Origin of the sequence: Nocardiopsis sp. LDBS1602 (assembly GCF_035818715.1) — a bacterium.
GTDB classification, from domain to species: Bacteria; Actinomycetota; Actinomycetes; order Streptosporangiales; family Streptosporangiaceae; genus Nocardiopsis; species Nocardiopsis alba.
This window is the reverse complement of sequence record NZ_JAYLVW010000001.1, coordinates 1,111,736-1,136,654: the sequence shown is the minus strand read 5'-3', so window position 1 is coordinate 1,136,654 and position 24,919 is coordinate 1,111,736. Positions and strand designations below refer to the sequence as shown.

Below are 24,919 nucleotides of genomic sequence, written 5' to 3'. Positions count from 1 at the left end.
CGCCGAGCCGGGGCCCGTCGCGGAGACGCTCCGCGGCGGGCCCTTCTTCGTCCGCGCCTCGCGCCGGCCCCGACCCTTCCGGCCCCGTCCTGACGGGATTCGGCTCCTTCGGATGTGAGGATGGCGAAGGGGCCGGTCAGGGCCCCGAACGGTGGGACGGAGACGCGAATCGTGAGTGAGAACATCCCCGAGCCGGTGGCCTCGTTCGTCGCCGGGGTCAACGAGCACGACGAACGGGCGTTCTTGGACGCCTTCACCGAGGACGGCGTCGTCGACGACTGGGGGCGGGAGTTCCAGGGGCGTGAGGCGATCAAGCGCTGGAGCGACAAGGAGTTCATCGGAGCGCGAGGCGTGTTGACCCCGCGCTCCGTCGAGATCACCGACGACGGGGTGACCGTGATCGGCGACTGGCGTTCCGAATACGCCAACGGGCTCAGCTCGTTCGCCTTCACCGTCGACGGGGATCGGATCGCCCGCATGACCATCCGGGAGGGGTGAGTCGACCGGAACCCGGAATCGAGGGGCCGAGGACCCGGCACCGACGTGTCCGATCGATTCGATCAGGTTCGATCAGGGGCACGGTGCGCGGGTCTTCCGTCTCGACCGAGGGTGTGTCGAGGAACCCGACCGCGTCGGCTCCGGGAGGGTGCCGGAGCGACGACATCAGGCTCTGACGGCCTCGCGTGCCGTCGCCAGGACCTGCGCGATCTTCGCCGCCAGCCGGGCCGAGGGGAGGTCGGTGTGCGGGCGCCAGGCCGGGGCACCGAGGGCCCCGGAACCGGCGGGCACCGTGGCGGCGGTCGCCCGGTACAGGTACAGGAACGTGAAGTGCCGTCCTTCGGGCTCCTCCGTGTCCGACGTTCCGGGGACCGGACGTACGTCCAGGTCCAGGGGAAGGGGATCGGACGCGGATCCGTCCTGTTCGGGGGTCAGACCGGTGGCCTCCTCCAGGCGGGCCCGGGCCGCCTCGTGCAGGGCGGTGTCGGCGTCGGTGGGAGGACCGCCCGGAAGGGACCACGCCTCCCGCTCCGCGTCGCGGACCATCAGCACCCGCCAACACGGATCCAGCACCACCGCCCCGACGGTCACGTGCCCGACCCGGGGCGTCTCGGGGGAGGACGTCGCGGGCTCACCGCCCAGAGCGCGGATCAGGGGGGCGGCCGCGTCCCCCTCTTTGGGGAAACGCTCCAGATAACCGTCCAGGACGGCGCGGATATGCGTGTTCGGGATGCTCAATGTCGCTCCAGTCATTCCAGCCACGTAGCGCACCCAGAATCGCGGGGGACGAGCGCTATGCACAGTTCCCACGCTGGCCGGGGAACAGGTGATCCCCGAACTCGTTCGGAGACCGGCCCGGAACGGGGCATCGTGACGGACCGGAAAGCCGCGACGGGGTGGGCGGGGACCGACCACCCTCGGTCGGTCCCCACCCGCCGTCAGGCTCTCTCGGTCGCGTGGACCCGGTCCTCCTCGGCCGAGGAGCGCGCCGTCATCCGGTCGTCCACCACGCGGATCACCGTGATCGCGACGATCGCCACCCCCGCGACGGCGAGACCGGTCAGCAGCTTCGTCGGATCGCTCACGTCGAGGTCGAAGAACCATCGGCCCCACGGGGTCACCATCGCCAGGGTCAACAGCCCCACCATGGAGCCCACCAGGACGACCTTCCACCACACGTACGGCTTGGCCACCAGCAACAGCACCCACAGAGTGGTCGCGCACAGCGTGATCACCACGGCCGTACGGTCCGAGGGGTCGGGGACCGTACGGCCGCCCAACACCATCAGGTAGGTGGTCACCGCCGCCACACCCGCCACCAGGCCGGAGGGGATCGCCAGACGCAGGGTGCGCATGACGAACCCCGGCCGGGCGATGTCGGTGTTGGGCGCCAACGCCAGGAAGAACGACGGGATGCCGAAGGTCACCGCGTTGATCAGTGTCGCGTGGCGGGGGAAGAAGGGGTAGGAGACCGCCAACAGACCCACGACGATCGCCAGGGTCATCGTGTACACGGTCTTGGTGAGGAACAGGCTCGCCACCCGCTCGATGTTGCCGATGACCCGACGACCCTCGGCCACCACCCGGGGCAGCACCGCGAACCGGTCGTCCAACAGCACCAACTGCGCCACCGAGCGCGAGGCCGGGCTGCCCGAGCCCATCGCCACACCGATGTCGGCCTCCTTCAAGGCCAGGACGTCGTTGACACCGTCACCGGTCATCGCCACCGTGTGGCCGCGGTCGCGCAGGCCGCGCACCATGTCGCGTTTGCGCTCCGGGGTCACCCGGCCGAAGGCCGTCCCCTCCTCCACCTCGCGCGCCAGGGTGGCGGGGTCCTCGGAGAGGGTCCGCGCGTCCACGGGCCGGTCCGCCCCGCGCATCCCCAGCCCGCGGCCGACCGCGCCCACCGAGGCGGCGTGGTCGCCCGACACGATCTTGACGTCGACCCCCTGGTCGGAGAAGTAGTCCAGGGTCGGACCGGAGTCCTCGCGCACCCGTTGGTCCAGGACCACCAACGACACCGGTCGCAGAGCGCCCGGGGCCGAGGCCTCGTCCACGCGTACGTCCCCGCGGGCCAGCAGCAGGACCCGCAGGCCCTGTTCGCCCAGGCGGGCCGCCTCCAGGGCGGCGGGGGAGTCCGCGGGGACCAGGACGTCGGCGGCGCCCAGCACCCAGTGCTCCTCGCCGCCGGGCGCGAGCAGGCTCGCCCCGCTCCATTTGCGGGCGGAGGAGAACGGCGCCAGCGCGGTCGCCTTCCAACCCGGATCCTCCTGCCCCTGGGCCGCGCAGCCCTCGGCGATCGCGGCCATGCTCGGGTTGGGGTTCGGGTCGGTGGCGGCCAGCGCGGCCAGTACACGGGTCGGGGAGACCGGGACGCCGTTGGAGCCGGAGGCCCCGCCCAGGTCGCGGATCTCGGTCAGCCTCATACCGACCTCGGTCAGCGTGCCCGTCTTGTCGGTGCACACCACGTCCACACGGGCCAGGCCCTCGATCGCGGGCAGCTCCTGGACCAGGCACCGGTGCCGTCCCAGCCGGATCACCCCGACCGCGAACGCGATGCTGGTCAACAGGATCAGCCCTTCGGGGATCATCGACACCAGCGCCGCCACCATGCTGCGCAGAGCGTCGGCGAAGGGTCCGGAGATCCCACCGGAGGCCGTCTCGGGCTCCAAGGCGACGTGACCGCCCAGGAAGAGCTGGCTGTAGATCAGGAGGGCGCCGATCGGGAACAGGGCGAAGGTGATCCATCGCAGGATCCGGTCGATCCCCGAACGCAGCTCCGAACGGACCAGGGAGAACCGGCTCGCCTCCTCGGCCAGACGGGCCGCGTAGGCGTGACGCCCCACCTTGGTGGCCCGGAAACGCCCCGAGCCCGCCACCACGAAACTGCCCGACATGACGGTGTCGCCCGGCGCCTTGACCACGGGGTCGGCCTCGCCCGTCAACAGGGACTCGTCGACCTCCAGCCCGCCGGCCCAGGTCACCACGCCGTCCACGACCACCTGGTCGCCGACGCCGACGTCCAGGACCTCGTCCAGGACGATCTCCTGGGCGGACACCCGGACCACGGCCCCGTCGCGGACCACCCGGGGGCGGGCCGCGTTGACGATCGCGAGCCGGTCCAGGGTGCGCTTGGCCCGTAGTTCCTGGACGATCCCGATCAGGGTGTTGATCACGATGACCATCGCGAAGAGGCCGTCCTGCACCGGGCCGATCACCGCGATGATCGCGAACAGTACGGCGATCATCGCGTTGATCCGGGTGAAGATGTTCCCTCGGATGATCTGGGCGACGCTGCGGCTCGCACGGACCGGAACGTCGTTGGTCCTGCCCGCGGCGACCCGCTCGGCGACCTCGGGCCCGGAGAGTCCGGGCTCCGGCGGGGCCCCGGTGATCGGCCTCCGATCCGTCGTCGAGGAGGCCCGACCACGGTCGGTCCGGTCTGCTTCTTCGGGCACGCGTGACTCCTGATCGAACGGAGAGGGCGAGAGCGGGGCCGGAACGGTTCTCACGAGGTGTGTGCCGTCACACGGGCCCCTGTGTCGACGAGAACAAGAGTAGAGAGCCTTCAGCCTAGAAGAGCACCGACCGGGGCGGACTGGAGACGACACCCGAAGTTCCGTAGGGTCGTCCCCCCAGATGGCACGGGGGTGTGCACCACCCCCGGCCCGAGGGAACCACCACCACAGGGCCCCGAACGTCCGAGAGGGGACCCACGACCCCCGGAGGGGCATCATGTGCACCGTCATCGTCGGTTTCGATCCCGAGGCCGCCACACCCCTGGTCGTGGCCGCGTTACGCGACGAGATGCGTTCGCGACCCTGGGACGGTCCGGCCCGCCACTGGCCGGAGCGACCCACACTGGTGGGAGGCCGTGATCGTCTGGCCGGGGGCACCTGGCTGGCCGTGGACCCGGAGCGGCCTCGGGTGGCGGCACTGCTCAACGGCTGGCCCTGGGACGGTCGGATGCCTTGGGAGGGCGCCTATCCGGCGAGTCGGGGAGATCTGCCGTTGCACGCGCTGGGACGGGGGAACCGAGACCCGTTGGCCGGAGAGGACCCGACCCGGTACGCGCCCTTCCACCTGCTGGACGCCGACGCCCACCGGGCCACCCTGTACAGCTGGGACGGGCGGTGCCTGGACGTCCGTTCCCTGCCTCGAGGGGTGACCACCATCGTCAACACCGGTCTGGATCCGGCCGATCCTCGAGCGGTCCGGCACACCCCGGAGTTCGCACGGACCCGGCCCGACCCGGAGCCGGACGCCGGAGACGGGCCCCGAACGGTCGAGGAGATCTGGGGGGAGTGGCCGGGGCTGATCACCCGGGCCGCGCACGAGACACCGCGCTCGCCCGGTGTGGGGCTCACCGAGGGGGACCCCTCCGCCCTCATCGCCCACGCCGACCTGGGGGACGGTCAGGTGTGGTCGACGGGATCGGTCACGTTGCTGGCGCTGGGGCGGGACTTCCTGAGCTACGCCTTCACCGCCGACCCCGCGGATCCGAAGGCCTGGCGGACGATCGAGGTCTGAACCCGCCCCATGGGAGGGGAGGGCCGTCGCGGCCCTCCCCGGGGGCGATCAGAACAGGAGGAGGAAGGCCAGGGCTCCCAAGAGGGTCACGCCGACGAAGGCGACGATCGAGATGAGGGCGTTGGATCGGAAACGCGTGTCGTCTCCGGGGGCGAAGGTGTCGTTCATCCCCCCATCATGGCCTCCGAAGCGCACGCGAGGGGTCGGCGGGCCGATGTCGGACGGCCAACGGGGGACCGGATCCCGGGTTACGGAGAAGCCGTACGGGTACGGTCACCGGTCACGACCCATCGACGGCCGAACGTCCGGAACGCCCTGAGGAGCGCGGATGTCGCGAGGTTCGGCCGGGTTCACGGCGACTCGGAGATTTTTCGACGGAAGTTTTTCGAAAGCGCGTCATAGGCGCCGTGCGGGAGCGTCTCATCTGAGACAACAGTCCGAAGACCACGAGACCCTTCCGAGGAACACGCCATGATGAGCGCCCGCTCCGCCGCCACCCCCGCCCTGCGTCCGATGGGCGACCCCGCCCACCTGGTGGGGCAGTGGGTCCGGGTGTACGACGACGGCACCGTCGGCCTGCTTCTGGAGGCCGACGACACCTCTTGGAGCATGCGCACCCCCACCGGGATCCGCTCCGGCCGAGGGCGTCTGGCCGCCGAGCCCGTCACCCGCAGGGAGCAGAGCGGCCCCACGCGTCGGCGTCTGCGCGCGGTGATGGACGACCCCGGTCTCCCCGGTGCGGAGGACCTCGACCTCCTCGACCTCCAGCTCGCCGCCCACCCCTAGGGGGTGTCCCGGTTCCGGGGTGTCGTCCCTGTTCATCCAGGGTGCGACGGCCCCGGGACTGTTGATCGGGTCACGCCGGCCGTGACGCGTAAACCCTCTGAGTGAACGCGACGTCTCCCAGAGAGACGACTCTTCCGTCGTCGAAGACGCGTGAGACCCGCGCGTACACGGCAGGGGGCACCATGACGGGCCGAGGGACCGATCGTATGGAGACCGGAGCGTACTGGCTGCTCTACGTCGTCTCCTTCAGCGGGGCACTCCTGCACTGGCGTCTGGGGAACGAGCTCCTCGCGGCGCTCTGCGGGATCACGGCGTTGCTGAGCGCCCTCCTCATCGGAGGGATCAGGATCACGCCGGTGCCCAGGTGACCGGGAGGATCCTGGTATTCCCACTCCACCTGCGTTGATCATCACCCGGGACCACACCCGATATCGGTGCGTTCCGCACGGGCACGTGCGGATAGTCTTCCCTCATGCGTTCATGGTCTGCGCCTGACATCGTCCCCCTGCCGGGTACCGGCGGCCCCCTGCGTATCCACGACACCGCCACGGGTCGGATAAGGACGACGACGCCGGGTCCCACCGCCGGAATGTACGCCTGCGGGATCACCCCCTACGACGCCGCGCATCTGGGCCACGCCTTCACCTATCTCACCTTCGACCTGGTCAACCGGGTGTGGCGCGACGCCGGTCACGACGTCGACTACGTCCAGAACACCACCGACATCGACGACCCCCTCCTGGAGCGGGCCGAGGCGACCGGGGTCGACTGGCGGGACCTGGCCCACCGGGAGATCGACGTCTTCCGTGAGGACATGGCGGCCCTGTCGATCATCCCGCCGACCTCCTTCGTCGGTGTGGTGGAGTCGGTCGACCTCATCAGCGAGCTGGCCCTGCGGATCAAGGAGAGCGGTGCCGCCTACGACGTCGACGGCGACCTGTACTTCTCCGTGGCCGAGGCGTCCCGCTTCGGCGAGATCGGGCACCTCGACCGCGAGGAGATGCTGACGCTGTTCGGTCAGCGCGGCGGCGACCCCGACCGTCCCGGCAAGAAGGACCCCCTCGACTGGCTGCTCTGGCGCGCCGAACGCCCCGGCGAGCCCGCCTGGGACAGCCCCCTCGGCCGAGGCCGGCCCGGCTGGCACATCGAGTGCAGCGCCATCGCCCTGGACCGTCTCGGCCCGGAGTTCGACCTCAACGGCGGCGGCAACGACCTGATCTTCCCGCACCACGAGATGGGCGCCGCCGAGGCCCGCTGCGTCACCGGTCGACCCAACGCCCACAACCACCTGCACGTGGGCATGGTCGGTCTGAACGGCGAGAAGATGTCCAAGTCCCTGGGCAACCTCGTGTTCGTCTCCAAGCTGCGGGCCGAGGGGGTGGAGCCGGGCGTGATCCGCCTGGCCATGCTCACCCACCACTACCGCGCCGCCTGGGAGTGGACCGACGCCGAGCTGTCCACCGCCGTCGAGCGGGCCGGACGCTGGCGTGCCGCCTTCGCCCTGGGGTCCGCGCCCGACGCGGCGCCCCTGCTGGCCGAGGTGCGCGCCTCCCTCGCCGAGGACCTGGACTCTCCGGCCGCCCTGGCCGCCGTGGACCGCTGGGTCGACCTCGCCCTGACCGAGGGCGGTGGCGACACCGGGGCCCCGGCCCTGGCGCGCACGACCGTCGCCACTCTGCTCGGCGTCGAACTCCCCTGATCGTCGGACACGCTTCCGCGCCCGCCCCGACCGGTTCTTCTGGGGCGGGCGCGGATCCTCTCCGTCACCGCGGTACGACGTCGGCCGGGGCCTCGCCCAGAAGATCGTTCGGCCGGGGCGGTACGGACGGTGACAGACGTACGATCGGGATCCCGTTCTCAGGGTCGGCCCCCAGTTCTTCGAGGACTCGCGAGGACGGATCGTCCCCGTGCCCCAGCGCCCGAAGCAGCCCCCGCGCGGATCCGGGGTGGCGCCGCGCGTAGTGCGCCAACGCCGCGCTCGACTCCTCAGGCGGTAGCAACTCGGCCGTCCCCCTATGCCGGTGGCGGCCCGTCTGGAAGAGCACCTTCGGCTCTCGACGGATGTTACGGAACCACTGGGAGCGTCCTCCGTACCCGGAGGCGACCAGGATCGCCCCGGTCGCGTCGTTGCGCCCCACCACCTCCAGCACCGCCTGGCGGGCCTCGCCGCTGTTGCGTCCCCTATGGGTGAGCAGCACGAACCGGCGTCCCAACAGCGAGCCCAGCCCCAGCCGGTAGATCCAGATCGGCGCGCGGTACAGGGCGCGTTCGAGGGGGGTGTCCGGTGGCCTGGAGAACGTCATGGGATGGTCCCTTCGCTGGTGGGAGCGGTCCGGGCGGCATGAGTGTAAGCACGGACCGTCCCGAAGGGGCGCACGCCACGCCATCCCGGAACGTCCTTCCGAGCGGGCCGTCGACCGCAAGGGACGGGGAAGGGCGCAAGATCGCGCAAACGGGTCGGATCGGCCCGCGAGTAGCCTCGGACGCGCCGAGAACACCGAGGTCGGTCGGCCTATCACCAGGGGGAGAGCATGCAGTCGATCGATTTCGCCGCGACGGTCGACTTCGTCGAACGCCTCCTCCATACCGATCTGCGGCTGGAGCGTATCGCAGAGCACACCGGGTACTCGCCCTACCACCTGCACCGCTCCTTTCGCGTCGCCTTCGGCCTGACCCCGCACGCCTACGTCCATCGGAGACGGCTGACCGAGGCGGCACGGGAGCTGTCCCTGACCTCGGAACCGGTCATCGACATCGCGACGAGCCATGGGTTCCGCAACCAGCAGTCCTTCACCAACGCCTTCACGGCGGGTTACGGACTGTCCCCGGCCGTCTGGCGGCGCACACGACCGTTCTTCCCGCTTCTGTCGCCCTACCACTTCGCCGAGTCCGAATGGGAGATCGGTCGGGCCGCGGACGGTTTCGAGATCACCGATCGGGCCGACGTCGGCCGACTCCTTCCGCTGTCCCACGCCTCGGTGGACATGCTTCCGGTGCTCGTGCCCGAGCAGCACACGGAGGCCTTGAACCGGCTTCTCGACTCGTGTCGGGTCCTTCTCGCCCACGTCGACGGACATCCGGCGGCGGCGATGATCGTCGATCCCGGGAACGGTCACATCGAGTACCTCGCCGTCCACCCGCTGGCCCGAGGTTCCTCGGTGGTGCGAGCGCTGGTGGACAGGGCAGGACGGCATCACCGGCGCCTGTCCGTCACCACCTTCCGGGAGGGGGACAAGGCCGATCTCGGCCACCGTCGGGCCCTGCTCTCCCTCGGGTTCGGCCCCGCTTCGCTGCGAACGGAGTTCGGCCACCCCACGCAACTACTCGAACTCGATCCCTCTGGAGGGCCGCTGTGACTTCCGTCTTCCCCGACGTCCACGAAGAGGAGGCCGCGCACCTCGCCCGGACCCTGGAGCTCCTGGAGAGCAGGATCGAGGCGCTGACCGGGGCGCTCGACGGCCACGACACCGACTACAACGACGTGAAGTCCTACATGTCGGACAACAGGGGTGAGATCGACCCCGCCGAGATGTACCAGAACGAGCTCATCCTGCGTGATATCGATGCCAGGGGCGCGCACGCCATGCGTCTGCGCGAGCGCCTCGAGACGATGCGCGGCTCCCCCTACTTCGCCCGCCTCGACTTCGCCCCGGACGGTGCGTCCGCCGCCGAGGCCCACTACATCGGACGCCAAGGGCTCCAGAGCGCCGAGGGGACGGCGGTGGTGGACTGGCGCACCTCGCTCGGCGGAATGTTCTACGAACGCGAACCCGGACGGGCCTCCTACGAAGCGCCCTCGGGGACGATCGGCGGGACGATCGAGCGAAAGCGTCAGTTCAAGGTCGAGAACGGGAGACTGCGGTTCGTCTTGGACACCGCCGAGGCCATCCGTGACGAGATCCTTCTGGAGGAGATCGGGCGCACGAGCAGCGCCCACATGCGTTCGATCATCGCCACCATCCAGCGCGAGCAGAACGCCATCATCCGTAACGAGTCGGACGGCACGCTCATCATCCAAGGGGTCGCCGGTTCCGGGAAGACCTCCATCGCCCTGCACCGTATCGCCTACCTGCTGTTCCGTCGGCGCGGGCGGCTCAAGGCGGAGAACATCGCCATCATCTCGCCCAACGGGCTCTTCGCCGAGTACGTCTCCGACGTGCTGCCCGAACTGGGCGAGGAGGCGGTGGTCGCGCTCGACCTGGCCGCCGTGGCCCGGGGCAGGCTGGAACGGCACCGTCTGGGGTTCACCGATCCGATCGATCCGGTGGAGCCGCTCGGTCCCGGCGGAGCGGCGGCGCGTGAGCGCGCACGGGCCAAATCGACCCTGGCCTTCCACCACTGGCTGGAACGGGCCTTGGACGAAGCGATCCAGGACTGTTTCGTCCCCCGGGAACTACGGCTCGGGAACCTGCGTATCGACGCCGAGGAACTGCGCGCCCACTTCGACCGGCTGTCCGCCCTGGGGGTCGCGGAACGTCTGCGGGTGATGGCCGAGCACCTCTGCCAGAGGGCCCGGTCGGAGAGCCCGCTCTTCTCCTCCACTCCGAAGGTCGGCGAGGTCGGGAAGCGGCTCACCGCCATGCTGACGGTGAAGAGCGCGCGTGCGCTGTACCGAGGACTGTTCCGAAGAGAGGACGCCCCGACGGTGTTCCGGGCGCCGGGGCCGGGCCTCCTGGAATGGGAGGACGTCTACCCGTTCCTCTTCGTGGCCGGAAGGTTCGGTGGGTGGGAGGCGGACCAGGACGTCCTGCACCTCGTGATCGACGAGATGCAGGACCACTCACCGACCCAGTACGCGGTGCTGAGACGGATCTTCCGCCATGACATGACGATCCTCGGCGACGTGGCGCAGGCGCTGGGCAACACCGAGGACTACACCCTGGAACGGCTCGGCGGGCTGTTCGAGGGCGCGCGGGTGATGGAGCTGACCCGCGGCTACCGGTCCACGGTCGAGATAGCACGGTTCGCCTCGGCGATCCGCGGCACCGCCGTCACGACCATCGATCGCCACGGCGACCGGCCGAGGGTCCTCGGCTTCGACACCCCCGTCGAGGAGATCGACCGGATCGCCGCCGAGATCGACCGCTTCCGCTCCACCGGAGCCCCCGACGGTTCCGGTGACGAGGGCGACCCCGGTCGGCTCGCGATCGTGACCAGGTCGCGGGCGGGCGCGAGGGAACTGCACGGGGAACTCTCGGAGAGGCTGGAGGGGGTCGTCCTGGCGACGGCGGACTCGCGGGGGGTCCTCGGAAACGACGTCACGGTCCTGCCGGTCGGTCTCGCCAAGGGGCTGGAGTTCGACGAGGTGATCGTGGCCCGGGCGTCGGCGCGGGAGTACGGAGCCGAGGCCGACCGCTCGTTGCTGTACATCGCCTGCACCCGTGCGTTGCATCGACTCACCCTGACCCACAGCGGACGGCCGAGCCCGCACCTGCCCGGGGACGAGACGACCGTGGAGCCCTGAGGGGCCGAACGGCGTGGGCGCGGGCATGGGCGGCTCCGAGGGGTGGACACCGCATCCGTGGACCGTCGGTGGAGGGTGCCATGATCCGGCGTATGGACACAGGACCGGACACACTCCGGAACAGCGACTGGGACCGTACCTTCCACGCATACGGGTGCGCGGCCGACCTGCCGGGGGCGCTGGCCGCCGTGCTCTCGGGCCACGCGGGAGCCTTCGGCGGGGCCTTGGACCACCTCTACGGCGCCGTCCTCCATCAGGGGACCGTGTATCCGGCGACGGCCCCGGCGGCGCTGTTCCTCGCCGGAGGGCTGGGCCTCTCCGCCCTGGACACGGTGGTGGAGGAGCGGGTGTCGGGGCCGATCACCGGAAGGGTGGTGCTCCTGGAGTTCCTCGCCGGAGTCGCGCTCGCCTCCCTGATCGACCACGACACGGGCACCCCCGCGCCCGCCCCGGTCCCCGAGACGGAACGCGACCGTGTGATCGCCATGATGCGCTCGGAGGACGAGGAGGAGGCGATCGCCGCCTGGGACGAGCCCGTGGTGGAGCGGCTCATGCTCGACGGGCTCGCCGACATGCGCGCCGCCGCGCCGGCCCTCGCCGACGCGGTCCGTCCGTTCCTGACCCACCCCGACCGGTCGACGCGGATCCGCGCGGTGGAGGCGGCGGCCGCGCTCTGCCGTCTGGGCGCCGGGACGCCGGACCTGTCCGGCGCCGCCGACCTGGCCGAGTGCCGTGACGAGGGAGCGGTGATCGTCCTGGCGCTGGGGGACATCGGCGAGGACACCACCGAGTTCCTCGCCCACGCCGATCCGGTCGTCCGGGTCTGTGCCGCCCTGGCACCGGCCCTGCGGAACGACCCGGCGGCCCTCGCCGAACTGCGCTCCGCCCTGACCGATCCCGACGCCGTGGAGGCCTGGTTCACGACACCGCCGAGCCTCTTCGCGCTCGGGGGACGCGACGTCCTGGTCGAGGCCCTGGCCGCGTCCTCGAACGCGACACGGGCCCTTCCGGACCCGTCGGTCGGGGCCGGAACGGGGGTCCCGGGGTGAAGATCCACGGATGTCCGATTCCCCGATGCCTTTGTGACCACCTTTGGCCACGGTCTCGTGGAAACGCCACCGATGGTCGGTTCTTCGTGATGGGATGGCGCGCATGACCACGACCACGACCAGTACCCCCACCCGGCCCAGCGCCGCGGCAGAGCTCATCGCGGACTTCGTCTCCACCGGCGGACGCCTCACCGACCGGGCCGACCTGGCCCGGTTCCTGCGCGACCACCGCCTGGTCACCGAAGGGGCCATCCCGATCACCCTCGCCGACCTGGACGAGGCCATCACCCTGCGTGACGGCATCCGGGCGTTCCTCGACGCCTCCGACACCCCCGACCCCGAGGTCCTGGGGCGTGCCCAGAAGGTGCTGGACGGCCTGCGCGTCACCGTCCGCCTGGAACCGACCGAGCAGGCCGAATCGCCGCTGGCCCCCGCCGTCGTCGACGAGGTCCGTCGCGGCCTGGCGCGTATCGCCGGAGCCTGGGCCGCCGTCCTGGCCACCGGCGAGTGGTGCCGTATGCGTCGGTGACCTCCTCGCCCCACGGTGGGTCCCGGTTCCCGGGGGCCCGGGACCACGCCGTGGGACGACGAGGGCCCGGGCGGCCGGTTCAGCGGCGGCGGTCCTCCAGGAAACGCTCCCAACGGGCGACGCTGTCCTCCAGGCCGTAACGCTCCGCGGACTTCAGGGCGTGCGCTCCCATCCGGTGCCGCTCCTCGTCGTTCTCGACCAGACGCAGCAGGGCCCGGCCCAGCCCCTCGACGTCCTGGGGCGGTACGAGCAGCCCGTCGTGGCCGTCCTCGATGATCTCCCCGGGGCCGTGCGGGCAGTCGAAGCTCACCACGGGCAGCCCCACGGAGAAGGCCTCCACGATGGTCATCCCGAACCCCTCCACCTTGGAGCTCACCGCGAGGATCGACGCCTTGGACAGTTCCGAGGTGAGGTCCTTGGTCTTGCCCATGAGGTGGACGTTGTCCTGGACGCCCAGCCGTTCGGCGGTCTCCCGGATCTTGGCGGCCTTGTCACCGTCGCCGTAGATGCGCAGGGTCCAGTCGGGGTGTTCGGCGACCACGTGCGCGAACGCCTTGACCAGGGTCGGGTACTGCTTGACCGGCGACAGGCGGCCCGCGGCGGCGATCACCGGCTCGTCCAGGGTCGCCTGTGGCGGGGTGCCCGGCTCCAGCGCGTTGGGCATGACCGTGAGGAAGTCGTCCCCACGCCCCAGTAGTTCGCGGTAGGCGTTCCGGTCGGCCTCGGTGAGGACGCTCAACCCGTCCATCCTCCGGTAGCGGCGGTCGATCGCCTTGACCAGGTCGGGCTTGTGCTCGGCCAGGTTGAGGTGCTCCTGCCCGATCACGCGCAGGCGTTTGGGCGACCACGCGGCCAACATCAGGTTGATGCCGGGGCGGGTTCCGATGACCACGTCCGCGTCGGTGGTCTTCAGGTAGCGGTGCAGGGCGGAGACGGCCTCGGGCGTGAAGTTCTGGTTGCGGGCCAGCTCCGACGGGGGGATCACGGCGGCGGCGCGCCGCTCCCACCACGTACGGGAGAACCGGCTCATGACGCGTTTCTCCCCGGTCCGGTCCTCCATCGGCACGAGGGGGACCCGGTCGGTCAGTGGGAAGAAGGGCTTGACGCGCCTACGGACCAGACTGACGATCTCGACCTCGTGCCGCTCGGACAACCCGCGGGCGAGATTGTGCACGGTCCGTACCGTGCCGCCCATGGTGTAGCCGTTGGCGATGACGAAGGCGATTTTCACAGCGCTGTCCCCCGATCCCTCCTCTCGCGGGCCGAAGGGACGATCGGTCCGGGTCCACCGGAGGGCGTGCCCTCGGAACGTGGGCGGGAACGGGCGCTCAACGCGCCTCCACGCCGGGGCAAGTGCTCCCGTACCCCTCCGGTCCGCGAGCCGTGTCCTCGGAACGTACCGCCCCGGAGCTAAAGACCGTGTAATAAAGGGGATATCCGCAGTCGGCGACGGCGCGTCGGATCGGGTCAGCCGTCCTCGCGGCCGCGCAGGTAGCGCTCGAACTCTTGGGCGATCGCGTCCCCGGAGGCCTCGGGCAGGTCGACCGTGTCCTTGGCCTCCTCCAGACCGCGGACGTAGGCGGCGATGTCCTCGTCCTCGGCGGTCAGGTCGTCGACCCCGGCCTGCCAGGACACCGACTCCTCGGGCAGATCGCCCAACGGGACCTCGGTCTCGATGAGGTCCTGTACCCAGCCCAGCAACGCCAGGGTCGCCTTCGGGCAGGGAGGTTGCGCGACGTAGTGCGGGATGGCCGCCCACAGCGACACCGTCTCGATCCCGGCGGAACCGAAGCGCTCGTGCACGACCCCGATGATGCCGGTCGGCCCCGTGTAGGTGGCGGTGTCCAGCCCGTGCCGGTCGCCCAGCCCCGGGGGAACGGCCATACCGGTCACCGGGATGGGACGGGTGTGCGGGGAGTCGGCCAACAGGGAACCCAGCAGTACCGCGCGGCGCACACCGAGCTCACGGGCGATCGCCAGCAGGTCGGAGGCGTAGGAACGCCAACGCATGTTGGGCTCGGGGCCGCTGACCAGGACCACGTCGCGGCGTGAGCCCGGAGGCCGGACCACGCGCACACGGGTGGTGGGCCACTGGGTCTCGGTCAGGCGTCCGTCGACCACGGACATGCGCGGCCGGGCCACCTGGAAGTCGTAGTAGTCATCGGGCTCGAGGGAGCACAGCTCCTCGGCCTCCCACTTGCGGGCCAGGTGGTCCACGGCCAGGCTCGCGGCCTCACCGGCGTCGTTCCACCCTTCGAACGCCGCGACCATGACAGGCTCGACGAGCTCGCGGTCGAGCTGGATCATGGCGGCCCCTTTCCGGACGTGGACGCCCACCACCCTACGGGGTGGCGCCGCGACCGGGAAACCGTCCGAGGCGGGCCCGCTTCCGGGACGATGGCGTCCACCACTTCGGGACGCCCGTCTCACGTGCCGAAACAGCCGATGGGGTAGCCTCGCGATCAGCGACCGAACCGGACGACGACGTCCCAGGCGCTTTCACACAGCCGTGTGTCGTGGTCCGCTCGACGAGTTCCTCACGGGACGCTCGGTGTGGGGCCGCGGCGCACCAGAGAACTAGAGTTGCCGATATGAGAGATCGACGGACATTCCGTGAAGCACTGTCCCAGCGCGTGGTCGTTGCGGACGGGGCGATGGGCACCATGTTGCAGGCGCACGATCTCGACCTCGACCAGTTCGAGGGGCACGAGGGTTGTAACGACATCCTGAACCTCACCCGGCCGGATATCGTCCGGGACACCCACGCAGCCTTCTTCGAGGTCGGGTCCGACTGCGTCGAGACCAACACCTTCTCCGCCAACTACGGCGGCCTGATCGAATACGGGATCCAGGACCGTACCTACGAGATCGCGGAGGCGGGCGCCCGTATCGCCCGCGAGGCGGCGGACGAGTACTCCACGCCGGACCATCCCCGCTACGTGCTGGGGTCGGTCGGTCCCGGTACCCGACTGCCGAGCCTGGGGCATTCCCCCTTCGCCCTGCTGCGCGACTACTACGAGCAGGCCGGACGAGGGCTCATCGACGGCGGCGCCGACGCCATCCTGATCGAGACCTGTCAGGACCTGCTCCAGGTCAAGGCCGCCGTGATCGGCGCCAAGCGGGCGCGTCACGCCCTGGGCCGGGACATCCCGATCATCGCCCAGGTCGCCGTGGAGACCAGCGGCACCATGCTCATGGGATCGGAGATCGGCGCGGCGCTGACCTCTCTGGAGCCGCTGGGCATCGACGTGATCGGGATCAACTGCTCGACCGGCCCGGCCGAGATGAGCGAGCACCTGCGTTACCTGTCGCACCACTCGCCGATCCCCATCTCCTGCATGCCCAACGCGGGCCTGCCGGAGCTGGGACCCGACGGGGCGGTCTACAACCTCTCCCCGGAGGACCTGACCGACGCCCACGACACCTTCACCTCCGAGTTCGGGCTCAGCCTGGTGGGCGGCTGCTGCGGCACCACCCCGGAACACCTGCGCCAGGTCGTCGAGCGGGTACAGGGCCGCGGCATCAAGAACCGTCGGCCGCTGGTCGAACCGTCGACCTCCTCGCTCTACCAGAGCGTTCCCTTCCGGCAGGACGCCAGCTATCTGGCGGTGGGCGAGCGGACCAACGCCAACGGCTCCAAGAAGTTCCGCAAGGCCATGCTGGCCGAGGACTGGGACGCCTGCGTGGAGATGGCCCGCGACCAGATCCGCGACGGCGCCCACGTGCTGGACCTGAACATCGACTACGTGGGTCGCGACGGTGTGGCCGACATGCGCGAGCTCGCCTTCCGGTTCGCCACGGCGTCCACTCTGCCGCTCATGCTCGACTCCACCGAGCCCCCCGTCCTGGAGGCGGGACTGGAGGCGCTCGGCGGGCGCGCGGTGATCAACTCCGTCAACTACGAGGACGGCGACGGTCCGGACTCGCGCTTCACCCGCATCATGCGCCTGGTCTCCGAGCACGGCGCCGCCGTGGTCGGTCTGTGCATCGACGAGGAGGGGCAGGCCCGTACCGCCGAGTGGAAGGTCCGGGTGGCCACCCGCCTGATCGAGCAGCTCACCGGCGAGTGGGGGATGCGTACCGGCGACATCGTCATCGACTGCCTCACCTTCCCCATCACCACCGGGCAGGAGGAGACCCGCCGGGACGGCATCGAGACCCTCGAGGCCATCCGCGAGCTCAAGCGCCGTTACCCGGAGGTGCAGACCACCCTGGGTCTGTCCAACCTGTCCTTCGGCGTCAACCCCGCCGCCCGCATCGTGCTGAACTCGGTCTTCCTGCACGAGGCGACCCAGGCGGGGCTGGACTCGGCGATCGTGCACGCCTCCAAGATCGTGCCGATCAACCAGATCCCCGAGGACCAGCTCAAGGTCGCCCTGGACCTGGTCTACGACCGTCGCGCGGACGACTACGATCCGCTGTCCACCTTCATCGACATGTTCGAGGGCGTGGACGCCAAGTCGATGAAGGCCTCGCGCGCCGAGGAACTGGCCTCGCTGCCGCTCTGGGAGCGGTTGGAGCGTCGGATCATCGACGGTGAGCTCACCGGGATCGAGGCCGACCTCGACGAGGCGCTGACCGAGCGCCCCGCGCTGGCGATCGTCAACGACACCCTGCTGGAGGGCATGAAGACCGTCGGCGAGCTGTTCGGCTCCGGCCGGATGCAGCTGCCGTTCGTCCTCAAGTCCGCCGAGGTGATGAAGGCGGCCGTCGCCTACCTCGAACCGCACATGGAGAAGACCGACGACGACGGCAAGGGCCGGATCGTGCTCGCCACCGTCAAGGGCGACGTCCACGACATCGGCAAGAACCTCGTGGACATCATCCTGTCCAACAACGGCTACGAGGTCGTCAACCTCGGCATCAAGCAGCCGGTGTCGGCGATCCTGGAGGCGGCCGAGGAGAAGCGGGCCGACGTCATCGGGATGTCGGGTCTGCTGGTCAAGTCCACGGTGATCATGAAGGAGAACCTGGAGGAGATGAACTCCAGGGGGATGTCCGAGCGCTTCCCGGTCCTGCTGGGCGGTGCCGCGCTCACCCGCTCCTACGTGGAACAGGATCTGGCCGAGATGTTCTCCGGCGAGGTCCGCTACGCCAAGGACGCCTTCGAGGGTCTGCGCCTGATGGACACCTTCATGGCGGTCAAGCGCGGCGAGGAGGGCGCCAAGCTGCCCGAGCTGCGTCAGCGGCGGGTCAAGCGGGGCGCCACGCTCAAGGTCACCGAGCCGGAGGAGATGCCGGCCCGCAGCGACGTGTCCACCACCAACGCGATCCCCACGCCGCCGTTCTGGGGCGACCGGATCAGCAAGGGCATCCCGCTGGCCGACTACGCGGCCTTCCTCGACGAGCGGGCCACCTTCATGGGCCAGTGGGGGCTGAAGGCCTCCCGGGGCGGTGACGGTCCCACCTACGAGGAGCTCGTGGAGACCGAGGGGCGTCCGCGCATGCGGATGTGGCTGGACCGGATCCAGACCGACGGTCTGCTGGAGGCCGCGGTCGTGCACGGCCACTACCCCTGCTACAGCGAGGGTGACGACCTGGTCGTGCTCGACGAGGACGGGGTCACCGAGCGGACCCGGTTCACCTTCCCGCGTCAGCGCCGTGACCGGCACCTGTGCCTGTCGGACTTCTTCCGGCCCAAGGAGTCGGGGGAGTTGGACGTGGTCACCTTCCAGGTGGTGACGGTGGGCGCGGCGATCAGCCGGGCCACCGCGGAGCTGTTCGAGAAGAACGCCTACCGCGACTACCTGGAGCTGCACGGTCTGTCGGTCCAGCTGACCGAGGCCCTGGCCGAGTACTGGCACACGCGGGTCCGCGCGGAGCTGGGCTTCGCCGGGGAGGACCCGGCCGAGCTGGACGCCTTCTTCAAGCTCGGTTACCGCGGCGCCCGTTTCTCCCTGGGTTACGGGGCCTGCCCCGAGCTGGAGGACCGGGCCAAGATCATGCGGTTGCTGGAACCCGAGCGGGTGGGGGTGACGTTGTCCGAGGAGTACCAGCTTGTTCCCGAGCAGGCCACCGACGCGATCGTCATTCATCATCCCGAGGCGACATACTTCAACGTCTGACCGGCCCTGACCAGGGGAGAGGCCCTACCGGAGTCCGACCCGGTGGGGCCTCTCCCCGTGCGGGGGCGGTCGGTCATGAGCCGATATGAGCGAATTGAGCACTATGAGTACCGAACCGACCGAGACCGCCCGGACCCCGGAGCGCCGCCTCCAGGCGGTGCTGATGGACATGGACGGCACCCTCATCGACAGCGAGCATCTGTGGGACGAGGCCGAGGCCGAGCTCGTCGCCGACCTCGGCGGTGTGTGGACCGAGGAGGATCACCTCCGCAACGTCGGCAACGCCGCCGAGCCGGTGGGCCGTTACATCATCGGTCTGACCGGGTCCGACCTCACGCCCCGACAGATCGCGGACCGTCTGTACGAGCGCTTCCTCGCCAAGCTGGAGGAGGGCGCCGAGCTGCGCCCCGGCGCCAAGGAACTGGTGGCGACGCTGACGGCGGCCGGTGTGCCGATCTCCCTGGTGACCTCGACCGAGCGTTCCCTGATCTCCACCGCCATCGGCGGGATCGGCCTGGAGAGCTTCGACGACTCGGTGGCCGGGGACGAGGTGAGCGCGAACAAGCCCGACCCGGACCCCTACCTCCGCGCGGCCCGCAGGTTGGGCGTGGACCCGAGGCGTTGTGTGGCCCTGGAGGACTCCGTGGTCGGTGTGGCCTCGGCGTCGGGGGCCGGATGCGTCACGGTGGCGGTGCCCCACCACGTGGAGATCGAACCGCGTGAGGGCGTGGTCATCAGGGACAGCCTGGTCGGGATCGACCTGGAATGGCTGGAGTCGCTGGTCGCCGACCGCTGAGGGGCGGTCGACGCCCCTTGGGCCTCGAGAGGATCACCTGTGAGGACACTCCCTAGGGGATGAGCCGGATGTGTGTTCGGGCGCGAGATGGGAGACTGGGGTCATGCCTGAGACTCTGACTATGACGTCCGGACTCACCCTGGGGGCCGCGCTGGCCGCGGTCGGCCTGATCATCACGTTCTTCGTGTGGCGGCGCAAGGGCCTGGCCTACGGTCTGCGCGGGCTGGCCTGGTCGATGCTCCCCCTGGTGGTGGGGTTGCTCGGCCTGATGACCGTGGTGATGCAGTTCTTCACCGGGCTGTTGGGGGTCCTGGCCGGTCTGGTCTTCAACCCGATCGTGTGGGCCGGTGTGGCCCTGGCGCCGATCATGGTGGTCCTCTACGTGGTCTCGGGCCTCATGAAGGCCAGGGGGATCGGGGTGCGCGGGGCCAAGGCGGGTTCCTCCGAGGGCGCGAAGCCCAAGGCCGAGCCGCAGGGCCCCGAGGCCGCCGGTCCGGCGCCGTCCGCGGCGGGTCAGGTCAAGGCGCCGAAGCAGAAGAAGTCCGGTGACGACGACCTCGACGACATCGAGGCCCTGCTGCGCAAGCACGGCATCGAGTAGCGACGACGAGGCGGGGCGATGAGTAGCCCCGCTTGACACACGACGGTGGCCCCGCTTCGGCGGGGCCACCGTCGTGTGCGACCCCCCTTCGGGGGAACTTGTGACGAGACATCCGGATTCATAGCACTTGCCATAGCTCGGGGGAATGGGTTCCCCTTGTGGGCCCGATGATCGTAAGGTGCATGAGGCCGAGAGTGTCCGCTGTCCCCCCAGCTCACCCCCGTCATCCGATGAATGAGAACTTTGTACACGTTAGTTCTCATGTGGGTTGTTTATTAGTGTTTGTTACGATTTAGCCACATGGACAGACTTTGGACAGCGGGGGCCCAAAGGGCGAGTAAATTGGTCGCTGTGTAACATCCCGGGCTGAACGTGCACATGGGTGTCCACCGCTCAAAGGGGACAGACCGTGTGCGTCAGAGCCGACGTGGTGGGCGATCCCCCCTCCCCGTCGGACGCGAAGCCCACGCCAGCCAGTGTCGAGAACCGACCGGCCCCACAGTGAGGCCCGGCAGGGTCACCCCCAGGTGCCTCACGAGTGGGCTCTGTCCTCTCGGTCAGAAGCGTAAGAGTGGAGAGTGGTCGCCCGATGAGTGCGCCCTCACAGGTCCCCGGGTCGGTCGAGGAGGCCGACGCCGCGGACACCGCCGTGACGGCCACCGAAGGCCGCGGCGACGCCGCCAACCGATCACTGCGTCAGATCGCGTGGCAGCGTCTGCGTCGCGACAAGGTCGCCATGGTCTCGGGCGTGGTCGTGGTGCTGCTCATCCTCGCCGCGCTCCTCGCGCCCCTCCTGACCAAGTGGTTCGGTCACCCGCCCACCCAGTTCAACCAGGACCTGATCGACCCCAGTCGACGGATCCCCTATCTCGATCCCGAGAACCCCGAACTGGGCGTGGACCGTTGGGGCGGCATCAGCTCCGACCACCTGCTCGGCGTCGAGCCGACCACCGGTCGCGACCTGTTCAGCCGGATCCTCTACGGGGCCCAGATCTCCCTGTTGGTCGCCTTCCTGGCCACCCTGGTCTGTGTCGCCATCGGCACCGCGCTGGGCATCATCGCCGGTTACATGGGCGGCTGGGTCGACACCATCATCAGCCGTGCGATGGACATCTTCCTCGCCTTCCCGCTGGTGCTCTTCGCCATCGCCCTGGTCGGGGTCATCCCCGAGGGGGTCATGGGGCTGACCGGCAACGGGTTGAGGATCGGCGTCATCGTCTTCATCATCGGGTTCTTCAACTGGCCCTACATCGCCCGTATCGTCCGCGGTCAGACCCTGGCCCTGCGCGAGCGGGAGTTCGTGGAGGCCGCCAAGAGCCTGGGCGCGGGCAACGGGCACATCCTGGTCAAGGAGATCCTGCCCAACCTGGTCACCCCGATCATCGTCTACTCCACACTCCTGATCCCCACGAACATCCTGTTCGAGGCGGCTCTGAGCTTCCTCGGTGTCGGTATCAACCCGCCCACTCCGAGTTGGGGAAAGATGCTCTCCGAGGCGGTGCCCTTCTACCAGCAGGCGCCCTACTTCATCATCTTCCCCGGTATGGCCATCTTCATCACCGTGCTCGCCTTCAACCTGTTCGGCGACGGTCTTCGAGATGCCTTCGACCCCAGAACCTCGGACTGACCCCCGCTCGTACGGGGCTGTCTCGGCAACCCCGTGCGGGCGTGGATCAACCCGCGGGTCCAACCCATCCCCACACCAGGTCTCAGAGAGGTAGATCCTTGAGGAAAAGAGCCCTCGGCTTCGTCGCGCTCGGCGCGGCCGCATCCCTCTTCCTGTCCGCCTGCGGCGGCGCCGCCACCGGCGGTGGCGGTTCCGACTCGGACGGCAGCTTCGACCTCGGTTCCACCGAGGTCGTCAACCCGTCGGACAAGACCGGTGGCACCCTGAAGTACGCCATCGCCGGCGACTTCGACTCCACCGACCCCGCCAACACCTACTACGCGTTCAACTGGAACTTCTCCCGTTACTACGCGCGTACGCTGCTGGCCTTCAACCCGGCTCCGGGTGAGGGCGCCACCGAGCTGATCCCGGACATGGCCGTGGACCTGCCGGAGCCCAACGACGACTTCACCGAGTGGACCGTCAAGATCCAGGAAGGCCTCAAGTACGAGGACGGCACCGAGATCACGGCCGAGGACATCAAGTACGGCATCGCCCGTGCCAACTTCAACGGCGGCGTGTTCACCGAGGGCCCGCAGTACTTCAAGGCCCACCTGGACCAGGACGACCACAACGTCTACGAGGGCGACGACCCGCTCGCGGGCTTCGACTCCATCGAGACCCCGGACGACTACACCCTGGTCTTCCACCTCAAGGACTCCTTCTCCGAGTTCCCGAACGTGCTGACCCAGCCGCAGACCGCCCCGGTGCCGATCGAGGCCGACCGCGGTGAGCTGTACCAGGAGCACGTCCTGTCCTCGGGCCCGTACAAGTTCGACGGCGACTACGAGCCCGGCGTCAAGCTCAACCTGGAGCGCAACGAGCACTGGGACGCCGACACCGACGCCGTGCGTCCGGCCCTGCCGGACCGCATCGAGGTCGAGATCGGCGTCAACCAGGACGAGATCGACGAGCGTCTGGTCAGCGGCGAGCTCGACGTCGACCTCGCCGGCACCGGCGTCGGCCCGGCGATGCACTCGCGTCTGCTCGACGACGAGGCCATCCAGGGCAACCTGGACAACCCGTACACGGGCGCCCTGCGTTACGTGAACATCCACCTCCCCGTCATCGAGGACGTGGCCTGCCGTCAGGCGATCATGTACGCCGCCGACCGTGACAGCATGTGGCGCGCCTGGGGCGGCGCCGAGGGCGGCGACATCGCCACCAACCTGCTGCCCCCGGCGATCCCGGGCTCCGACACCGAGTCGGACCTGTACCCGTCCGCGGACAACAAGGGCGACCTCGACAAGGCTCGGGAGAAGCTCGAGGAGTGCGGCGAGGACGACGGTTTCAAGACCAACATCGCCGTCCGCGTCGAGCGCGAGAAGGACGTCCAGACCGCCGAGGCCCTTCAGCAGGCCCTGGGCGAGGTCGGCATCGAGGCTGAGATCAAGAGCTTCCCGTCCGCCGACTTCTTCGGTCAGTACGCCGGTTCGCAGGACTACGTCCGTGAGAACAACATCGGCATGAGCGTCTCCGGCTGGGGTCCGGACTGGCCCACCGGTTACGGCTTCGCCTCCAAGATCACGCACGGCGACGCGATCATGGAGACCGGTAACTTCAACACCTCCGAGCTGGACGACCCCGAGGTCAACGGTCTCTGGGACGAGGCCCTCAAGACGGAGGACCCGGACGAGCGCGCCGAGATCTACGGCCGCATCGACACCCTCGTCATGGAGAACGCCGCCATCCTGCCGGTGGTCTTCGACAAGGCCCTGATGTACCGCTCCGACGACCTGACCAACGTCTACTACACGCCCGCCTACATGATGTACGACTTCATGGCGATCGGCGTGGACCGGGACTAGAGCCCGATACCAGCCTGAACTAGTACGAGAAGGCAGGTGAAAGCGGCGGGACGCCCCGGGTGATCCCCGGGGCGCCCCCGCCGCCGACCGCGATGCTGAACTATATTCTTCGCCGCCTTGGTGCGGGTCTCTTGCTTCTCACCGTCGTCACGGCGGTGACCTTCTGGATCTTCTACGTCCTGCCCAGGTGGGCCGGCGTCACCCCGCAGGGCATGGCGGCGATGTACGTGGGCAAGGCGCCCACCCCCGAGGCCCTCGAGGCCACGGTGGAACGCCTCGGTCTCGACCAGCCGGTCGCGGTCCAGTTCGTCGAGTTCATCCGCAGCATCCTCTTCGGCCAGGAGTTCACCTTCGGCCGTGAGACCGTCGAGTGCGCGGCGCCCTGCCTGGGCTACTCCTTCACCACCAACTCGCCGGTGCTGCCGCAGATCCTCGATCGCCTCCCCGTCACCATGTCCCTGGGGCTGGGCGCGGCCGTGATCTGGGTCGTCGGCGGCGTCTCGGTCGGTGTGCTCTCCGCGGTCAAGAAGGGCAGCATCTTCGACCGCCTGGCGATGGGAACCGCCCTCATCGGCGTCTCCCTCCCCATCTACTTCACGGGTCTTCTGGCCCTGTCCTTCCTGGTCCACCAGTGGGGCCTGTTCCCCGTGTCGCGCTACGTGCCGCTGACCGAGGACCCGGTCGGCTGGTACCAGGTCATGCTCCTGCCCTGGATCACGCTGGCGTTCCTGCACGCCGCGCAGTACGCCCGGCAGACCCGCGCGGGCATGCTGGAGACCCTCAACGAGGACTACATCCGCACCGCCCGGGCCAAGGGTCTGAGCGAGCGGAAGGTGATCTTCAAGCACGCCCTCCGCCCCACCCTGACGCCCATCGTCACCATCCTGGGCCTGGACATCGGCATGGTCCTGGGCGGCGCGATCCTCACCGAGAAGGTGTTCTCCCTCAACGGCGTGGGTGCCTACGCGATCGACTCGATCGTCTCCAAGGACCTGCCCGTCGTCCTGGGCGTCACGCTCCTGGGCGCCGTCTTCATCGTGGTCTGCAACCTCATCGTCGACCTCCTCTACCCGGTGGTCGACCCGCGAGTGCGGCTCGCCAAGTGACGCGCGTCAGTGTGAACCCCG

The 24,919-nt window shown here is 69.4% G+C and carries 20 protein-coding genes; 15 read left to right on the top strand and 5 right to left on the bottom strand.

The window, feature by feature from the left end:
* Positions 1 to 171: 171 nt before the first annotated feature.
* Positions 172 to 498: a nuclear transport factor 2 family protein gene (locus tag U9J66_RS05235; protein WP_014912763.1), complete on the top strand. Its 327-nt coding sequence runs from the start codon at positions 172 to 174 to the stop codon at positions 496 to 498.
* Between the two features lie 165 nt (positions 499 to 663).
* Here the strand turns inward: U9J66_RS05235 and U9J66_RS05230 are convergent, their stop codons facing one another.
* Both U9J66_RS05230 and U9J66_RS05225 read right to left on the bottom strand, forming a co-directional pair.
* Entirely contained in the window at positions 664 to 1,251 is a 588-nt protein-coding gene (locus tag U9J66_RS05230; protein ID WP_326337198.1) for an NUDIX domain-containing protein, read from the bottom strand.
* Positions 1,252 to 1,436: 185 nt separating this feature from the next.
* The gene (locus U9J66_RS05225) at positions 1,437 to 3,956 is read right to left on the bottom strand and encodes an HAD-IC family P-type ATPase (RefSeq protein ID WP_051067456.1); all 2,520 of its coding nucleotides are present in this window, start codon (positions 3,954 to 3,956) and stop codon (positions 1,437 to 1,439) included.
* 277 nt (positions 3,957 to 4,233) lie between these two features.
* Here U9J66_RS05225 and U9J66_RS05220 point away from each other — a divergent pair, with 277 nt between their 5' ends.
* The 4 genes from U9J66_RS05220 (at position 4,234) to mshC (ending at position 7,513) form a co-directional block, all read left to right on the top strand.
* Positions 4,234 to 5,028, top strand: a complete 795-nt coding sequence (locus U9J66_RS05220) for an NRDE family protein (protein WP_161111682.1) — start codon at positions 4,234 to 4,236, stop codon at positions 5,026 to 5,028.
* Between the two features lie 471 nt (positions 5,029 to 5,499).
* Positions 5,500 to 5,814, top strand: a complete 315-nt coding sequence (locus U9J66_RS05215; protein WP_014911932.1) for a hypothetical protein — start codon at positions 5,500 to 5,502, stop codon at positions 5,812 to 5,814.
* A gap of 206 nt (positions 5,815 to 6,020) precedes the next feature.
* Positions 6,021 to 6,182, top strand: a complete 162-nt coding sequence (locus U9J66_RS05210; protein ID WP_014911312.1) for a hypothetical protein — start codon at positions 6,021 to 6,023, stop codon at positions 6,180 to 6,182.
* Between the two features lie 104 nt (positions 6,183 to 6,286).
* Entirely contained in the window at positions 6,287 to 7,513 is a 1,227-nt protein-coding gene (mshC, locus tag U9J66_RS05205; protein WP_326337197.1) for a cysteine--1-D-myo-inosityl 2-amino-2-deoxy-alpha-D-glucopyranoside ligase, read from the top strand.
* 64 nt (positions 7,514 to 7,577) lie between these two features.
* On the opposite strand, the gene U9J66_RS05200 is transcribed toward mshC, so the two are convergent.
* Positions 7,578 to 8,117 (bottom strand): nitroreductase family deazaflavin-dependent oxidoreductase, encoded by a 540-nt coding sequence (locus U9J66_RS05200; protein WP_326337196.1) that lies wholly within the window; start codon positions 8,115 to 8,117, stop codon positions 7,578 to 7,580.
* Between the two features lie 228 nt (positions 8,118 to 8,345).
* Here U9J66_RS05200 and U9J66_RS05195 point away from each other — a divergent pair, with 228 nt between their 5' ends.
* The 4 genes from U9J66_RS05195 to U9J66_RS05180 all read left to right on the top strand — a co-directional run bounded on the left by U9J66_RS05195 (position 8,346) and on the right by U9J66_RS05180 (position 12,856).
* Positions 8,346 to 9,170, top strand: a complete 825-nt coding sequence (locus U9J66_RS05195; protein WP_326337195.1) for a helix-turn-helix domain-containing protein — start codon at positions 8,346 to 8,348, stop codon at positions 9,168 to 9,170.
* Entirely contained in the window at positions 9,167 to 11,278 is a 2,112-nt protein-coding gene (locus U9J66_RS05190; protein WP_326337194.1) for a HelD family protein, read from the top strand. The genes U9J66_RS05195 and U9J66_RS05190 overlap by 4 nt, the downstream gene beginning before the upstream one ends.
* 92 nt (positions 11,279 to 11,370) lie before the next feature.
* Positions 11,371 to 12,327 carry a hypothetical protein gene (locus tag U9J66_RS05185; RefSeq protein ID WP_326337193.1) on the top strand — a complete coding sequence of 319 codons (957 nt, stop codon included), beginning with the start codon at positions 11,371 to 11,373 and terminating at the stop codon, positions 12,325 to 12,327.
* A 103-nt stretch (positions 12,328 to 12,430) separates the two neighbouring features.
* Positions 12,431 to 12,856, top strand: a complete 426-nt coding sequence (locus tag U9J66_RS05180) for an ABATE domain-containing protein (RefSeq protein ID WP_014909143.1) — start codon at positions 12,431 to 12,433, stop codon at positions 12,854 to 12,856.
* A gap of 79 nt (positions 12,857 to 12,935) precedes the next feature.
* On the opposite strand, the gene U9J66_RS05175 is transcribed toward U9J66_RS05180, so the two are convergent.
* Together U9J66_RS05175 and U9J66_RS05170 are read right to left on the bottom strand one after the other, a co-directional pair.
* Positions 12,936 to 14,087 (bottom strand): glycosyltransferase family 4 protein, encoded by a 1,152-nt coding sequence (locus U9J66_RS05175; protein WP_014909754.1) that lies wholly within the window; start codon positions 14,085 to 14,087, stop codon positions 12,936 to 12,938.
* Positions 14,088 to 14,323: 236 nt separating this feature from the next.
* A complete protein-coding gene (locus U9J66_RS05170) occupies positions 14,324 to 15,163 on the bottom strand; it encodes a PAC2 family protein (protein ID WP_014912367.1) in 840 nt (279 codons plus the stop codon).
* A gap of 284 nt (positions 15,164 to 15,447) precedes the next feature.
* Between U9J66_RS05170 and metH the strand changes: the two genes are divergently transcribed.
* The 6 genes from metH to U9J66_RS05140 all read left to right on the top strand — a co-directional run bounded on the left by metH (position 15,448) and on the right by U9J66_RS05140 (position 24,898).
* Positions 15,448 to 18,921: a methionine synthase gene (metH, locus tag U9J66_RS05165; RefSeq protein WP_161111687.1), complete on the top strand. Its 3,474-nt coding sequence runs from the start codon at positions 15,448 to 15,450 to the stop codon at positions 18,919 to 18,921.
* Positions 18,922 to 19,024: 103 nt separating this feature from the next.
* A complete protein-coding gene (locus tag U9J66_RS05160) occupies positions 19,025 to 19,717 on the top strand; it encodes an HAD family hydrolase (RefSeq protein ID WP_014908352.1) in 693 nt (230 codons plus the stop codon).
* A gap of 103 nt (positions 19,718 to 19,820) precedes the next feature.
* Positions 19,821 to 20,318, top strand: coding sequence for a cellulose synthase (locus tag U9J66_RS05155; protein ID WP_237450002.1), 498 nt, complete (start codon positions 19,821 to 19,823; stop codon positions 20,316 to 20,318).
* A gap of 589 nt (positions 20,319 to 20,907) precedes the next feature.
* Positions 20,908 to 21,945, top strand: a complete 1,038-nt coding sequence (locus tag U9J66_RS05150; protein WP_014912987.1) for an ABC transporter permease — start codon at positions 20,908 to 20,910, stop codon at positions 21,943 to 21,945.
* A gap of 98 nt (positions 21,946 to 22,043) precedes the next feature.
* Positions 22,044 to 23,792: an ABC transporter substrate-binding protein gene (locus tag U9J66_RS05145; RefSeq protein ID WP_161111688.1), complete on the top strand. Its 1,749-nt coding sequence runs from the start codon at positions 22,044 to 22,046 to the stop codon at positions 23,790 to 23,792.
* A gap of 92 nt (positions 23,793 to 23,884) precedes the next feature.
* Complete coding sequence (locus U9J66_RS05140) at positions 23,885 to 24,898, top strand: ABC transporter permease (protein WP_014911083.1); 1,014 nt, start codon at positions 23,885 to 23,887, stop codon at positions 24,896 to 24,898.
* Positions 24,899 to 24,919 lie beyond the last annotated feature (21 nt).